Here is a 15,518-nt window from a genome sequence, read left to right on the forward strand (position 1 = left end):
GGCGATTTAGTTTCGATTGATGTTTTAGGAAACGATAGTAACGTACCAACAGATGGAAGTATCAGTACAACAGACGGATCAAACGGAACAGTAACTGTTAATGACAACGGTACACCAGACGATCTTACGGATGATTTTGTGGAGTATACACCAGCTGATGGATTTACAGGAGAAGATACCTTTACATACACGGTTTGTGATACAGCAACACCACAAAACTGTTCAACGTCAGAAGTAACTGTAACAGTTGAAGCAGATGTTGTAGATCCAGTAGTTGTAACGGTAGATGATTCAGCAGTAACAACAGAAGGCGATTTAGTTTCGATTGATGTTTTAGGAAACGATAGTAACGTACCAACAGATGGAAGTATCAGTACAATAGACGGATCAAACGGAACAGTAACTGTTAATGACAACGGTACGCCAGATGATCTTACGGATGATTATATTGAGTATACACCAGCTGATGGATTTACAGGAGAAGATACCTTTACATATACGGTTTGTGATACAGCAACACCACAAAACTGTTCAACATCAGAAGTAACCGTAACAGTTAATGGTACAGATCCAACAACAGATCCAGTAATATCAAATTCTGATAATACTGAAGTAGATGAAGATAATGAAGTAACAATTGATGTTTTAGTTAATGATGAGAATATAACAACATCAGGTACGTTAACAATAGAAACAGATCCAGCTAATGGACTTGTAGTTATTGATGATAATGGTACGCCGGACGATATAAGTGATGACGTAATTATTTACATACCAGATGCAGATTATAACGGAACGGATAGTTTTACGTACACAGTATGTAATAATGCAATACCTCAAAGTTGTAGTACAAGTGAAGTTATTATAGTGGTAAATCCAGTTGATGATACTGTTGATGATGAAGCCGAAGTAGCAAATGACGAATCTGTGGATATTGATGTTTTAGCAAATGATACATTTACTACTGATGCAATTACAGTAACTGATGCTACTAATCCAGCTAATGGAACGGTAACAATAAATTCTGATGGAACAATTACGTATACACCTAATGAAGGTTTCATAGGAATTGATACATTTGTATATACGGTTACAGTAACTAATGCAGATGGAACTATTACAACAGAAACGGCTGAAGTAACAATTACAGTTACAGATGCATGTTTAACTGTTATTAATGAATTCAGTCCTAACGGAGATGGTTTTAATGATTACCTACAAATTAATTGTATTGATAAAGAAGAGTATAAAAATAATACGGTAGAAATATTTAATAGATGGGGTAATAAGGTTTATGGAGCTACAGGATATAATAATGATGATGTTAAATTTGAAGGAGTATCAAACGGAAGAGCAACCATAAACCAATTAGAACAATTGCCAGTAGGAACCTACTATTATATTATTGATTTAGGTGATGGACAACCAATTATTAAAGGGTGGATTTACATCAATAGATAATACATAACGCTAATAAGAAAACATGATTCAAAATAATCTTAGAGCTAAAATAACTCTAACATCAATTTTAACTGTGTTGTTGTGCATTTGTTTAAATACAAATGCACTTGCACAGCAAGATCCTCAGTATACACAATATATGTTTAATACTATGGCGGTTAACCCTGCTTATGTTGGTTCTAAAGGGCATACAGTACTTAGCGCATTAGGAAGAACTCAATGGGTAGGTTTTGAAGGAGCACCAGATACACAAACATTAAGTTATGATACTCCATTAGGATATAGTGGTGTTGGATTAGGTATAAACTTAGTTAATGATAAAATAGGACCTTCTCATGAACAATACTTAGATATTAATGCTTCTTACACTATAGAAACAGGTGAAGAAGGTAATTTAGCATTTGGGTTAAAGTTAGGAGGAAGATTATTGAATATTGATTGGACAGTTGGAAAATCTAGAGATGATGATCCTGTTTTTGACGCCAATAATAATATAATAAATAAGTTTTTACCAAGTATTGGAGCAGGTATTTATTATCATGAACCAGATTGGTATGTAGGATTATCGGTTCCAAACTTTTTAGGATCTGAGCATTATGACGGAGATAATCAATTAGGAGAAGTAGCAACAGAGCGTTTACACTTCTTTTTAATAGCAGGTTATGTTTATGACCTAACGCCAGATATTAAATTTAAACCAGCTGCGTTATTTAAGGGGGTAGCAGGAGCACCATTATCATTAGATATTTCAGCTAACTTTTTATTTGATGAAACATTTAGAGCTGGTATTTCTTGGAGATGGGATGATTCCATTTCAGCCTTATTAGGTTTTCAAGTAAGTGAAGCATTTCATATTGGATATGCATATGATTTAACCACCTCAAATTATAATGTAGCCAACTCAGGAACACACGAAGTAATGTTACGTTACGAAATATTTAAAGAAGCAAGAATGAAGTCCCCACGATTCTTCTAAAAGAAAAAGATATATTCAAAAATAACCAATGAATAAAAAGATTTTAGTAATCGCTATCGCTTTAATATCAACTACAATTCAATCACAAAGTAAGCGAGTAGCAGATAGGTATTTTAGTGAGTTTGCTTACATGCAAGCGGCCAATTTATATGAAGCAATTTATCAAAAAGGTGATACATCTCAATATATAATTAAAAGGCTAGGAGATTCATATTATAATAATGCACAAACAGCTAAAGCTGAATTTTGGTACTCTAAGCTAGTAAAACGATTTGATAGTGTTGGTACTGATTACTTATTCAAATACGCACAAGTATTAAGAAGTAATGGTAATTACAAAAAATCAGATTCTTTATTTTTAATTATTGCTGATGAATTAGGTGATAATACCATAAAAGACGATATTTCTAAAGAAGATTATTTGTTAAGTTTCTCTAACAATAAGAATAAAAGAATTAGTATAAGAAACTTAGCAATTAATACTCCTTATTCTGATTTTGGAGGTTTCTTACATAATGATGATGTTTACTTTGCTTCTTCAGTACCAAAATCTGACAGAAGAGAAAAATTATATAAATGGAATAATCAACCATTTTTAGATATATACAAAGCTTACAGTTATGTTGCTCCACTTGAAGGATCAGAATTGGACAGTATTTTTGAATTAGAAGACGTTGTTTTACTTCCTCCAGCAGTTAACACTAGATATCACGAATCTACTCCTGTATTTACAAAAGATGGAAAAACCATGTATTTTACAAGAGTAAATTACGACGGGAGACGTGTAAGAAAAGATAAAAAAGAAACCGTTAACCTTAAATTATATAAGGCTAAATACAAAAAAGGCGAGTATTATGATGTAGAAGAGTTACCTTTTAATGATGATGAATATTCTGTTGGCCTACCAGCTTTAAGTCCTGATGAAAAAACATTATATTTTACCTCAGATATGCCTGGTGGTTTAGGTCAAACAGATATTTATAAAGCAGCAATAAATGAAGATGGTACTTTTGGAGAGCCTATTAATTTAGGTCCTGCGGTAAACACACCCGCTAAAGAAATGTTTCCTTTTATAGGTGCAGATAGTACACTTTATTTTTCATCAAACGGTCATATAGGTTACGGATTAATGGATATTTTTCAGACCAAAATAGGCGATAATAATACCTATGCGGAGGCTGTAAATATGGGAAGTCCTTTTAATAGTGATAAAGATGATTTTGCTTTTTATCTAGATGAAAAAGGAAAAAAAGGATTTTTCTCATCAAATCGATCTAAAGGAAAAGGAGACGATGATATTTATAGTTTTATAATTTATGAAGATCCAGTTTGTGAGCAAACCGTTACAGGTTTTGTAAGAAGTACTATTGATAAATCATTCATTGCTGGAGTAACCATTAAATTAATAGATGCAAATGGTGAATTGGTAGATGAAACAATTACCGATGAATTTGGTAATTATAAATTTGAGGAAATTCCATGTGGTAAAGATAAATTTACTATCAATGCCACTAAGTTAGATCATATACCAGATAATGAAAATTCTGAGTTATCAATAGTTAATGATGCTGTTGTTCAGGTAGATTTAAATTTAAGACCATTAATAGTAGGAAACCAAATTGTTATTAATCCTATTTATTTTGATTATGATAAATCTAATATTAGAGAAGATGCAATGTATGAATTAGAAAACATTGTAACTGTAATGACCAATCATCCTGAAATGGTTATTAAAATAGAATCTCATACAGACAGTAGAGGAAATAGTAATTACAATAGAAGTTTATCAGACAGAAGAGCAAAATCTACAAGAGATTATATAGTTTCTAGAGGAATAGAAAAAGAACGAATTGTAAGTGCAATAGGTTACGGTGAAGATCAGTTATTAAATCATTGTGATGATAAAAATAGTAAGAAATGCTCTGAAGAAGAGCATCAATTAAACCGTAGATCTTATTTTTATATTGTTAAAAAAGGTGATCAGGTTAAATTAATGCAGCCTAGAAAGAGTATTAAAAAGAAATCAAAAACAAATATTGATAAAAAGAAAACCTCAAAAAATAGTTTATTACTTAAATTAAATGAGTTTAGAAAAACACGATCTAGAAGAAATAGAAGTGGAAGAAGTAATAAATGTAAGAGAGATACTAATTGTAGATAAATTGATAAATCTGCGATAATTGTAAATGTAAAGCCTTAACTTAAGTTAAGGCTTTTTTTATTTAACAAATATTAACACAGTAAGTTATAATAACTAATTTTTAAAAGCGTTACAACTACAAACTAATACTAATCAATTAAATTAATTATGAGAAATAAGATTGTCCCCCTGGCAATTCTGGCATTTATTGCATTAACTTCATGTGTATCTAAGAAAAAGTATACGGAATTAGAAGAACAATATAATACTACCAAAGGTAACTTACAGCAAACAACCCTAGAAAAACAAGAACTAGAGGCTAAGTTTGCAAAAATTCAGGAACGAGTTGATGATTACAATACGAAAATTAATTCGTTAAAAAACTTTAATTCTTCTTTACAAAAAGAAAATAATGTAAAATTAGATATGGTTGGTAACACAGCTGTAATTTCTAATTCATTAAAAGAAAAAATGCGTGAAACCTTAAAAAAGGTGGATCCTTCTGAGTTAGCGAATGCAAAAACATTAAAAGATTCAATGAATATTGCAGTAGCTTATAACTTAAAAAAATCTATAGATACTTCAGATTTAAATCCAGATGATGTAAATATTAATATTGATGAAACAGTTGTAATGATTTCTGTTTCAGACAACATGCTGTTTAATACTGCAAGTTATAAAGTTAAAAAAAGAGCCTATAAATTAATTGAGCAACTGGCGAATGTAATTAACTCTGAACCTAGTATGGACGTTATGATTGAAGGTCACACAGATTCTAGACCAATTAGTAATGGTGTGGTTCAAGATAACTGGGATTTAAGTGTTAAAAGAGCAACTTCTATTGTTAGAATTTTAGAGAAAAAATATAACGTAGAATCAAACAGACTTATCGCTGCTGGTAGAGGTAGTTCAATGCCAATTGTAGATAATAAAACATCTGCAAACAGAGCAAGAAATAGAAGAACAAGAATTGTTATTTTACCAAATTTAGATAAGTTTTTTGGTATGATGGCAGAAACACAAACTATTGAACCTTAATAAATGGTACAATATATTTTAAAGTTGAAAAAAGCTCTGTGAAAACAGAGCTTTTTGTTTTTTAAGATAGAACAGTGTCTTGAACCTTATAGTTTTTATAATATTGCATTAGTATAAATGAGCATGTGACCGAAGAAGCAATACCTTCAATTGCTAAAGCAAATACTACTAGCGGTAAGCTTAACCTACTTCCCCAAAAAAACGAAGTTTCTAAAAACTCAATAAAATTAGGATCAAAAGCTCCAACATACAAAAGTAAGCCAAGTATTGTAATACCAACACTTACTATCGAAGTAGCTGCACCAACTGAAAAATTATTTACATACAAATTTTCTTGATTGTATTTAATATTTGCTTTAATAGCGTTATTTACACCCCAAAAAACAAAAATAAAATTAAGAAAACGTAATTCAGATATATTTTCTAGTCCTAATAACTTCATTAAGAAGAAATAAATAGCAATTCCAGCAAAAATTATAAAAGCATTTTTAAATATGATTTTATTAGTATTCATACAACATCAATTTAAAAGTTAATAGTTGCTTAAAGATACTAAATAATGTATTGAAAATCAATTTTTTAAAGTAAAGCTTCTTTTAATAATGTTACTGTGTGTTTAGCTATTCTTTGTGTACCGTCATAAATTTGATGCCTACAGCTTGTTCCAGAAGCAACAATTTCCGTGGTAGTATCACAATTCCTTACTTTTGGAAATAAGGTATCTTCACCAACTTGCATACTAACTTTGTAATGCTCTTTTTCATACCCAAATGAACCAGCCATTCCACAGCATCCAGTGTTCATTATGGTTACATTGTAGTTTTTAGGTAGATTTAAGCAAGTAAAACTTGCATGAGTACTAGATAATGCTTTTTGATGACAATGTCCGTGTATTTTTAAGTTTAAAGGCTTATCTGTGAATTTATCACTGGATATATTTCCGTTTATAATTTCATTTGCCAAGAATTCTTCAATAGTAAAACAATGTTGAGCTACTTTTTTTGCTGCTGATATGTCTTCAGCTAATCGAATATATTCATCTTTAAAAGTTAATATGGCAGAAGGCTCAATTCCTATTAAAGGAGTTTTTTCACTAATTATATTTTTAAAAGCTGCTATATTTTTATTAGCAATATTTTTCGCTTCTTTTAAAAAACCTTTTGAGATAAAACTACGAGCGCTTTCTTCATGTTGTATATGCAATACCTCATAACCTAATTTTTCTAATAAAATAACAGCATCTTTTCCTATTTCAGTATCATAAAAATTAGTGAACTCATCATTAAACAGATATACTTTTTTACTGGCTGAAATACCATTGTGTTTGTTTAGCCAAGTGCTTAATGGTTGTTTAGCTAATTTAGGGACAGTTCTTTCTTGAGCTACTCCCATAATACTTTTAGCTAATGCAGTATTGGTTAATAGGTTAGTTATTACAGGAAATTTGCTACCTAGTTTGTTATATTTAGCATTATTAGCAAATAATTTACTTCTAAAACTATATCCGTTAGTTTCTTGATATTGATATAGAAATTCTGCTTTTAAACTAGCTACATCAACATTACTTGGACATTCACTAGCACAAGCCTTACAGCTTAAACATAAATCAAATACCTTTTTTAGTTCTTTATGATTAAACTTATTAACTTTTTCTGAATTAGTTAAAAATTCACGTAATGCATTAGCACGAGCTCTGGTAGTGTCTTTTTCGTTTTTAGTGGCTCTGTAGCTAGGACATAAAGTTCCTCCTGCTTCTGGTGATTTTCTACAATCTCCAGATCCATTACATTTTTCAGCTAATTTTAAAATACCTTCACTATCGGAAAAGTCTAGTAATGTTTTAATTTCGGGCTCTTTTCTATCAACTTCATAGCGCAGGTTTTTATCCATAGGAAAAGCATCTGTAATTTTTCCTTTGTTAAATACATTATCAGGATCAAAAGCTTTTTTAATACGTTTTAATAATTGGTAGTTTTTTTCTCCAATCATTAATGGGATGAACTCTGCTCTAACAATACCGTCTCCGTGTTCACCACTAAAAGAACCATTATATTTTTTGACAAGTTTAGCAGTTTCTGTAGTTATTTTTCTAAATAAGGCAACATCTTCACTCTTTTTTAAATTTAAAATAGGTCTTAAATGGAGCTCCCCAGCGCCAGCATGTGCATAATACACTGCTTTTTGCTCGTATTTGTCCATAATTGCGGAAAACTCTTCGATATATGCGGGCAGATCATTTAAATCTACAGCAGTATCTTCAATACAAGCAACAGCTTTATCATCACCAACCATATTACCTAATAATCCTAATCCGGCCTTTCTTAAATCTAATACTTTTTGAATATCCTTACCATATACTTTAGGATGATGATATCCAAAACCATTGTTTTGCAAATCATGGATTAATTTTTCTGCTTGATTTTCTGCTTTTTCTATGGAATCAGCTTTAACTTCTAACATTAAAACGGCTTCTGGATCTCCCTGTAAAAAAAAGCGGTTTTTAGATTGTTCTCTGTTGTTTTTAGTACAATCTAAAACTACCTTATCCATTAACTCACAAGTGTACAAATTATGTTTCATGGCAATAACAGTAGCTTTTAAGCTTTCATTTACATTTGAAAAATGTGGGCAAACCATGATACTGTGAGTAGGAGGTAAGCTATCTAGTTGTAAAGTTATTTCTGTGGTAAAAGCCAAAGTACCTTCACTACCAGCTAAAAACTGAGCAATATTTATTGTATCTAATTCTCCTCCAAAAATATCAGCTGTTAAAAATTCGTCAACAGCATAACCTGTATTTCTTCTATGAATTGTGCTTTTTGGAAATTCTTTTTTAATTTCTAATTGGTTTTCAGCAGCACTTAATTCAAATAGTAGAGTTTTATAAATACTTCCTTCTAAAGAGTTTTCTATACTTTTATTTCGGAATTGTTGTGAGTTAATAGCAGAAAATTCTGCTTCAGTACCATCAGAAAGTATAGTTTTTAACCCTAAAACTTTATCTCTGGTAACTCCATATTTAATGGATGTACTACCTGATGAATTATTACCAACCATACCTCCAATCATACATCTGTTAGAAGTAGATGTATTTGGGCCAAAAAATAAACCGAATGGCTTTAAAAACCTGTTTAAATCATCTCTAATAACACCTGGCTGAACTTTAATAGTTTTTTGTTGTTCATCAAAAGCTAAAATATTTGTAAAGTATTTAGAAACATCAACAACAATACCGTCACCAACACACTGCCCTGCTAAAGAGGTACCAGCAGTTCTTGGTATTAAGGTAGTTGAATTGTTTTTTGCAAATGTTATTAGTAACTTTATATCATTGTTATTTTTAGGAAAAGCAACTGCAACGGGAATTTTTCTGTAAACAGAAGCATCAGTTGCATAAAGACTTTTGTGTAAATCATCAAAAAATAATTCACCTTCTAATGATTTTTCTAGTATTTTTAAAGAGGAATTGTCAATCATAACTAACACAAATATCCGAATAAATTTTATGAAAAAGCTAAAAATAAAATTTAATAATTAAACAGAATAATATATATTTGTTAAAAATCAAACAATGAAGACAACAGAAATCTTTAATAAATTATGGAAGGAATACACAGAGCGTACACCTTCTGCCCAAAAAATATATGATCTATTTACTGATAAAGGTAATATTGTATTTAATGATCACGTAGCATTTAGAACCTTTGATGATGAACGCGTAAATATAGAAGTATTGGCTACTCCTTTTATAGAAGCTGGTTATGAAGAGAAAGGTGATTACGTTTTTGAAGCGAAAAAGCTTTATGCAAAACATTATGAACATAAAACAGATAAAAATGCTCCAAGAGTATTTATAAGTCAGTTAAAAACAAAAGAGTTTTCTGAAGATCTACAGAAGAAAGTTTCTGCTTTGATTGATAATTTATCAAAAGAAGATTTAAACCCAAAACATCTTGTTTTTAAAGGTAGATTATGGGAACAACCTAGTTATGATGTTTATGAAAAGTTAATGGATGAAAGTGAATATGCCGCTTGGTTATATGTTAATGGATTTTGCTCTAACCATTTTACTGTGGATGTAAATAAGTTAGAAACTTTTAGTACGTTACAAGAGGTTAATACATTTTTAAAAGAAGAAGGCTTTAAAATGAATACTTCTGGAGGAGAAATTAAGGGTACACCAGAGCAGTTACTTGAACAATCTAGTGTATTAGCAGATAAAATTCCTGTTGATTTTAAAGAAGGAACAAAAGAAATTACTTCTTGTTATTATGAATTTGCATTTAGATATCCTATGAAAAATGGTGAGTTATATTCAGGTTTTATAGCGTCTTCTGCAGATAAAATTTTTGAAAGTACTGATATGAAGCTACAATAAGTTGCTTATTATTGATATTGTTTTTGTTAAAAACCCTGCTTTATGCAGGGTTTTGTGTTACAATTTTTAAAAAATATCGTCTTTATAATAAACACTATTATAAACATGAATATTTTTAGAGTATTGCTAGCTATTTTATTTCCGCCATTATCTGTAATAGATAAAGGATGTGGATCTTTTGTGATAATTTTTATACTTACAATTTGTGGATGGATTCCTGGAGTTATTGGAGCTTTAGTTATACTAAATAATCCTAAGAGCTAAGAAACTTGTTCTCCATTTTTAACTGTTTTAGAAGGTTTAAGTAATACTACTTTACCTTCTTTATTATAAATCCCTAATACAAGACATTCGCTCATGAAATTGGCTATCTGTCTCGGTTTAAAGTTTACAATACAAGCAACTTGTTTGTTAAGTAATTCATCTTTGGTATATAACTCGGTAATTTGAGCACTAGATTTTTTAATGCCTAATTCACCTAAATCTAATTTAAGTTGATAAGCAGGTTTTCTGGCTTTAGGAAAATCACTAACTTCAATAATGGTTCCTATTCTAATATCAACTTTTAAAAAATCATCAAAATTAATTGTATCCATTTTATTTTGTTAGTTTTTGTATCACCCATAAAGGACCAATTAGTAAAAATTGTAAATCTTTAATAAAAGAAGGTTTTTTACCTTCTACTTTATGTCCATAAAACTGACCAACCCAGGCAATAGCAAAAATAATTAAAGATGTGTAAAATAGGTTAGTAGTATTGTTTATCCAATTATTACCGGCAATAGAGAGTAAAATTAGAAAAAGCATTTTTATAAAATACCAGAATCCTAATCTCAAATAAAAAAAAACACTTATTAATACACCAATAACAAAGGCCCAATTTTCAATTAATGGATTATATAATCCTAGTACATCTTTTAAAAGTTGATTCGGAATACTCATGAATAAACCAATTACACTAAAAAAAATAGCTGGTACACATATGTAATGTATTAGTTGGTTTGTTTCATTTTGATGACTAACTGCATACTCATCAAACCATTGTTGTGCTGTTCTCATATCATTTGTTTTAATAAATATAGAATTTATATTTTAAACATAAAAAAAAGGCCAGATGTAAATCTGGCCTTTCAAGTAATAAATTTATGATTATTCGCTTAGTTTAAAATTGATAGGGAAAGTATACTTTACGTTTACTTTACTTCCATTGTTTTCAGCAGGAACAAATTTTGGTAATTTGTCAATTAACTTTTTGATTGATTCTGCTAATAATTCACCGTTTTTAGGCCCTCTAGTTTTTATGTTAACAACATCTCCGTTTTTATCAATAACAAAGTAAGCATAAACACGTCCTTCAATATTGTTATCAATAGCTTCTTGAGGATAGTTAAAGAATCTATTAATATGTCTTAACATTTCAGTGTTAAAACAGTTTATAGATTTATCTCCAGATTTTTCACAGGCTCTAAATAATGGAGCTGCTTGAGCATCTTCAACTTTAATAATTTCTTTTAAAGCAACAACTTTAGTTTTTGGCTTTATGTTAGTTCGAGCTCTATCAGGAATTTTAAATCCAATAGGAACACCATACTTAACCTTTACAGGTCTACCATTGTGTTTACCAGGCTTAAATTTAGGTAATTTCTTTATAATTCTTTCAGCTTCTTCTTCTAATAAAGCACCACCATAAGGTCCTCTTAAATTTAAGTCACCAACAGTACCATCTTTTTGAATAACGAATTGAACAAGAACTCTACCTTGAATACTTTTTTCGTATGCTTCACTAGGATATCTGAAATTTCTTCTGATATGATTAGAAATTTCTTCTTTAAAACATTTTTCTTGCTCATACAAAGCAACTTTTTCACATGATTTAAATAATGGAATTTCTTGTACTAAAGTGAAAGGTACCTTTTCAACAACTTCTTCTCTTGATAAATCTAAAGATCCAACTAAAGAAGCTTTCTTTTTAATGTCAGCAAGTTTAGAACCACTCACAGTACCACCAACACCAGTAACCGCATCTCTTTTTCGGATAACTCTTTTACGAGTAGTAACCTCAATAGAAACTCGATTAACTTTATTTCCGTTTTCATCTTTTGTTTCAATAGCACATTTAGTAATACTATTCATACTTAATGCTGGATCGTCACTTACAGGTGTGTCACAAACTTCTTTCGATTGTGCATTTAGCGATTGGTGTAGACAAGCAACTACAGCCAATAATAATAGTCTTCTAACCATAAATTTAGGGATTAGGGATTGTTAACGCAGCTAACTTACTAATTAATAACTAAATATTAAAGAAAAAATAACTTTTTTATTGATTATTTATTAACTACGTACTATTGGCTGTTGATTGTGTATTAATTTGAGGTGAAATTTATTGGGAGGTTATACACCACACTTACTGGTAAACCCTTGTGTTTACCGGGGATTAGAGTTGGTAGTTTTTCAATTACTCTCGCAATTTCATCTTCTAATTTTACTGACTTTACATTAGACTTGACTTTAAGGTTATTAACATTTCCAGACATATCTATCGTAAATTGTATAAATACTTTACCGCTAATTCCGTCATTGGATACTCTTTCTGGGTAAAAATTCTTAGCAAAATGACTAGAAATCTGATTGTTAAAACAAGCAGTTTTTTGGTTTGAACTTACTTTTTTACACTTAGTAAAACTAGGTTTTTCATCTACTAACGAAAATAATACAACAGCTGAATTATTTAAATTATTTTTAGTAATAATTTCTTTCTTTAGTTCTATAGTTCCTAAGTTATTATCTACAGATTTAGTTAATTCAGTTTCATCTGATAATATTGAAGATCTTTTCTTTTTTCTTCTGATTATATGAGAAGCTGTTTTTTTTCGAGTTTTATAATTTGCAGTAATGTTCAAAACAACCTTAGTATCATTGTTTTCATTATCATCTTTCTCAATAGAGCATTTGGTTATAGAGTTTAGGTCATTCAACTCAATTGTTGGGTTTTCGCATTGTTCCTTATTTCTTTGAGAATAGGAATTTGAGCAGTATGCAACTAAAAGCATACTAGTTAGAATTATTCTTTTCATATTGTTGGAGGATTGTTTAATTATCTCAAATTTCACAAAATTCTCTCCAAATTCCGTTAATTCTAACTTATTGAACTGTTAGCTAATGTTAATTATAATGTTAAGAGTTTACATTAAATTTACAATTAAGACACATTTTAACAATGTGTCTTAACTTTATTTTTACTTTGCTTAGTATTTAGGTTTAGATTTATTTTGTTTTAAATCAAGTGTTTTAAGGTTTTTCTGTGTTGTTTCATTAATATATCTTAAATTCAAATACTACTTGATTACAATAATAATATCATTAACTTAGTTTAAACTCTATAGGTATAGTATACTTAACTTTTACTTTTTTATTAGACTTAGTTGCAGGTGTAAATTGAGGTAACTTTTCTATTAATCTTTCAGCTGCTCTTTCTAAAATTTTAGCGTTCTCAGGAGCAGTTAATTGTATATTCGTAATCTTCCCCTTTTCATTAATAATGAACTCCGCTATAATATTACCTTCTATATTATCTTCAACAGCTTGTTTTGGGTATTTAAAGTTAGCTTCTATATGTTGAATTATTTCGTTATTGAAACAATCAATACTTCCGTCATTATCATTTAAGCATTTTTCAAATTTTGGAAGCTCATCAACAGCTTCAAAATCTAGTATTTTAGCAAAACTTATATATTTTTTTGAAGCACTTCTGTATTGTTTAGGTAGTTTAAAATTAATAGGTACACCTTTGTTTACGTATACAGCTTCTCCTTTAACTTTTCCAGGCGAAAACTTGGGTAAACTAGCAATCACTCTTTCAGCTTCTTCTTCTAAAAGTTTTCCATTTTTTGGTCCTTTAGATTGTATGCTTGCAACGTTCCCTTCTTTATCGATCATAAATTGAACAAGTACTTTACCTTCCATTTGATGCCATAAGGCTTTTCTTGGGTAATTAAGTCTGTTTTTAATATGATTTTGTAATTCTTTGTTAAAACATTTTTCTGCATCAACCTCAAATAAAGCTTCGCATGCTTTAAATCTAGGTTTCTCTTCAACTATGCTAAATGGTAATTTGTTTTTTAAAGCTTCTTTATTTCTAATTTCTAGTTTACTTACTAATAAAGTATTTCGTTTAAATTCATCTATTTTATTATTTGATGAAAGTTGTAAATTTTTTGAAGCTTCTCTAGGTTTTCTTTTAGTTTGAACTACTATAGTTACTTTTTTTGTTTTTTTATTTCCTGATACAGCTTCTTTTATACTACATTTAGTTATACTATTTAAATCTGCAATTAAATCAGTATCAGACGTACAAGTATTATTTTGAGATGAAATATAAAATGGAATAAATAAAAGTTTGATGAAGATTAGGTAGTTTTTTTTCATTAGTTGGGGTTTTATGATAAGTTTTACAAATATGTTACAACTAATGTTAACTTATTGTTAAGTTTTTTAAATATATGTTAATAAACTAAAAAAACCTTTAGATAAAACTAAAGGTTTTTTGAATAAATTTTTATTGAAGATGTAAGTTTAAGTTACTTTACATTCATTAATTCTACATCAAAAATTAAGGTTGCGTTAGGAGGAATTACACCACCCGCGCCAGCGGCTCCATAGGCTAAATTAGAAGGTATTACTAAACGAGCTTTATCGCCTACTTGTAATAATTGAATTCCTTCATCCCAACCTGGAATTACTTGGCCTACACCAATAGTAAAATCGATTGGTTGTTTACGCTTATAAGATGAATCGAAAACAGTTCCATCCAACAACTGACCTTTATAGTGTACAGATACTACAGCGCCTTTAGTAGCTTTTTTACCTTCTCCATTCTGTAAAATTTTATAACGCAATCCACTTGGAGTTTCATCATAACCAGCTGCAACTTGATCTAAAAGTTCTTTTTGTTTTGCTTTTTCAGCAGCTTCACGTTTTTCACGTTCTCCTTCAAAAGATCTGAAAGCTTCAACAGCATTCCATTTTTCAGCTATTTCACCAACACGAATTATTTCAACATTCATTTCATCATCTTGCTCAACAGCGTCAACAACATCTTGTCCTTCAATTACGCTTCCAAATACAGTATGTTTTCCGTCTAACCAAGGAGTAGCAACATGCGTTATGAAAAATTGAGAGCCATTTGTACCAGGTCCAGCATTTGCCATTGATAATTTACCTGGAGCATCGTGCTTTAAATCAGGATGAATTTCATCATCAAACTTATAACCTGGGTTACCAGTTCCTGTTCCTTGTGGACATCCACCTTGGATCATGAAATCAGCAATTACACGGTGAAACTTCAATCCGTTATAATATGGCTGTCCTTGTGGACGTGCGTCGTTTTCTAAATTTCCTTCAGCTAAAGCAACAAAGTTACCTACTGTTCCTGGAGTTTTTTCATATTCTAAATTCACTAAAATATCACCTTTAGGTGTTGTGAACTTTGCATAAATTCCGTTGTTCATTTGTTTAATTTTTAA

The 15,518-nt window shown here is 30.1% G+C and carries 14 protein-coding genes; 6 read left to right on the forward strand and 8 right to left on the reverse strand.

The genetic code is table 11. From position 1 onward, the window contains the following. From ACFQ1U_RS00005 to ACFQ1U_RS00020, 4 genes are all read left to right on the forward strand, one after another. The coding region (locus ACFQ1U_RS00005; RefSeq protein ID WP_386104009.1) for an Ig-like domain-containing protein at positions 1-1,461 on the forward strand (1,461 nt) is incomplete at its 5' end. A 22-nt stretch (positions 1,462-1,483) separates the two neighbouring features. Next, complete coding sequence (locus ACFQ1U_RS00010) at positions 1,484-2,437, forward strand: PorP/SprF family type IX secretion system membrane protein (protein ID WP_386104011.1); 954 nt, start codon at positions 1,484-1,486, stop codon at positions 2,435-2,437. Positions 2,438-2,465: 28 nt separating this feature from the next. Beyond that, positions 2,466-4,598: an OmpA family protein gene (locus ACFQ1U_RS00015; protein WP_386104013.1), complete on the forward strand. Its 2,133-nt coding sequence runs from the start codon at positions 2,466-2,468 to the stop codon at positions 4,596-4,598. A 147-nt stretch (positions 4,599-4,745) separates the two neighbouring features. After that, the gene (locus ACFQ1U_RS00020) at positions 4,746-5,615 is read left to right on the forward strand and encodes an OmpA/MotB family protein (protein WP_386104015.1); all 870 of its coding nucleotides are present in this window, start codon (positions 4,746-4,748) and stop codon (positions 5,613-5,615) included. Between the two features lie 61 nt (positions 5,616-5,676). Here ACFQ1U_RS00020 and ACFQ1U_RS00025 read toward each other — a convergent pair whose 3' ends face one another. After that, positions 5,677-6,129 (reverse strand): hypothetical protein, encoded by a 453-nt coding sequence (locus tag ACFQ1U_RS00025; RefSeq protein ID WP_386104017.1) that lies wholly within the window; start codon positions 6,127-6,129, stop codon positions 5,677-5,679. Between the two features lie 65 nt (positions 6,130-6,194). Continuing rightward, positions 6,195-9,092: an FAD-binding and (Fe-S)-binding domain-containing protein gene (locus tag ACFQ1U_RS00030; RefSeq protein WP_386104019.1), complete on the reverse strand. Its 2,898-nt coding sequence runs from the start codon at positions 9,090-9,092 to the stop codon at positions 6,195-6,197. Positions 9,093-9,186: 94 nt separating this feature from the next. Here ACFQ1U_RS00030 and ACFQ1U_RS00035 point away from each other — a divergent pair, with 94 nt between their 5' ends. Together ACFQ1U_RS00035 and ACFQ1U_RS00040 are read left to right on the forward strand one after the other, a co-directional pair. Beyond that, positions 9,187-9,993, forward strand: a complete 807-nt coding sequence (locus ACFQ1U_RS00035) for a DUF1338 domain-containing protein (protein WP_386104021.1) — start codon at positions 9,187-9,189, stop codon at positions 9,991-9,993. A 105-nt stretch (positions 9,994-10,098) separates the two neighbouring features. Next, complete coding sequence (locus ACFQ1U_RS00040) at positions 10,099-10,257, forward strand: YqaE/Pmp3 family membrane protein (protein ID WP_386104023.1); 159 nt, start codon at positions 10,099-10,101, stop codon at positions 10,255-10,257. Here ACFQ1U_RS00040 and ACFQ1U_RS00045 read toward each other — a convergent pair. From ACFQ1U_RS00045 to ACFQ1U_RS00070, 6 genes are all read right to left on the reverse strand, one after another. After that, the gene (locus ACFQ1U_RS00045) at positions 10,254-10,589 is read right to left on the reverse strand and encodes a tRNA-binding protein (protein WP_386104025.1); all 336 of its coding nucleotides are present in this window, start codon (positions 10,587-10,589) and stop codon (positions 10,254-10,256) included. The genes ACFQ1U_RS00040 and ACFQ1U_RS00045 overlap by 4 nt on opposite strands. Before the next feature lies 1 nt (position 10,590). After that, on the reverse strand, positions 10,591-11,052 hold the full coding sequence (locus tag ACFQ1U_RS00050) for an Mpo1 family 2-hydroxy fatty acid dioxygenase (RefSeq protein WP_386104027.1): 462 nt from the start codon (positions 11,050-11,052) through the stop codon (positions 10,591-10,593). A 90-nt stretch (positions 11,053-11,142) separates the two neighbouring features. Further along, positions 11,143-12,237: an energy transducer TonB gene (locus ACFQ1U_RS00055; RefSeq protein WP_386104028.1), complete on the reverse strand. Its 1,095-nt coding sequence runs from the start codon at positions 12,235-12,237 to the stop codon at positions 11,143-11,145. Positions 12,238-12,359: 122 nt separating this feature from the next. Then, positions 12,360-13,070 carry a TonB family protein gene (locus ACFQ1U_RS00060; RefSeq protein WP_386104030.1) on the reverse strand — a complete coding sequence of 237 codons (711 nt, stop codon included), beginning with the start codon at positions 13,068-13,070 and terminating at the stop codon, positions 12,360-12,362. A 286-nt stretch (positions 13,071-13,356) separates the two neighbouring features. Continuing rightward, on the reverse strand, positions 13,357-14,421 hold the full coding sequence (locus tag ACFQ1U_RS00065) for an energy transducer TonB (RefSeq protein ID WP_386104032.1): 1,065 nt from the start codon (positions 14,419-14,421) through the stop codon (positions 13,357-13,359). Positions 14,422-14,573: 152 nt separating this feature from the next. Next, on the reverse strand, positions 14,574-15,503 hold the full coding sequence (locus tag ACFQ1U_RS00070) for a peptidylprolyl isomerase (protein WP_386104034.1): 930 nt from the start codon (positions 15,501-15,503) through the stop codon (positions 14,574-14,576). Positions 15,504-15,518 lie beyond the last annotated feature (15 nt).

The organism is Tenacibaculum geojense (assembly GCF_042676005.1).
In the GTDB taxonomy this organism is placed as follows: Bacteria; Bacteroidota; Bacteroidia; order Flavobacteriales; family Flavobacteriaceae; genus Polaribacter; species Polaribacter geojense.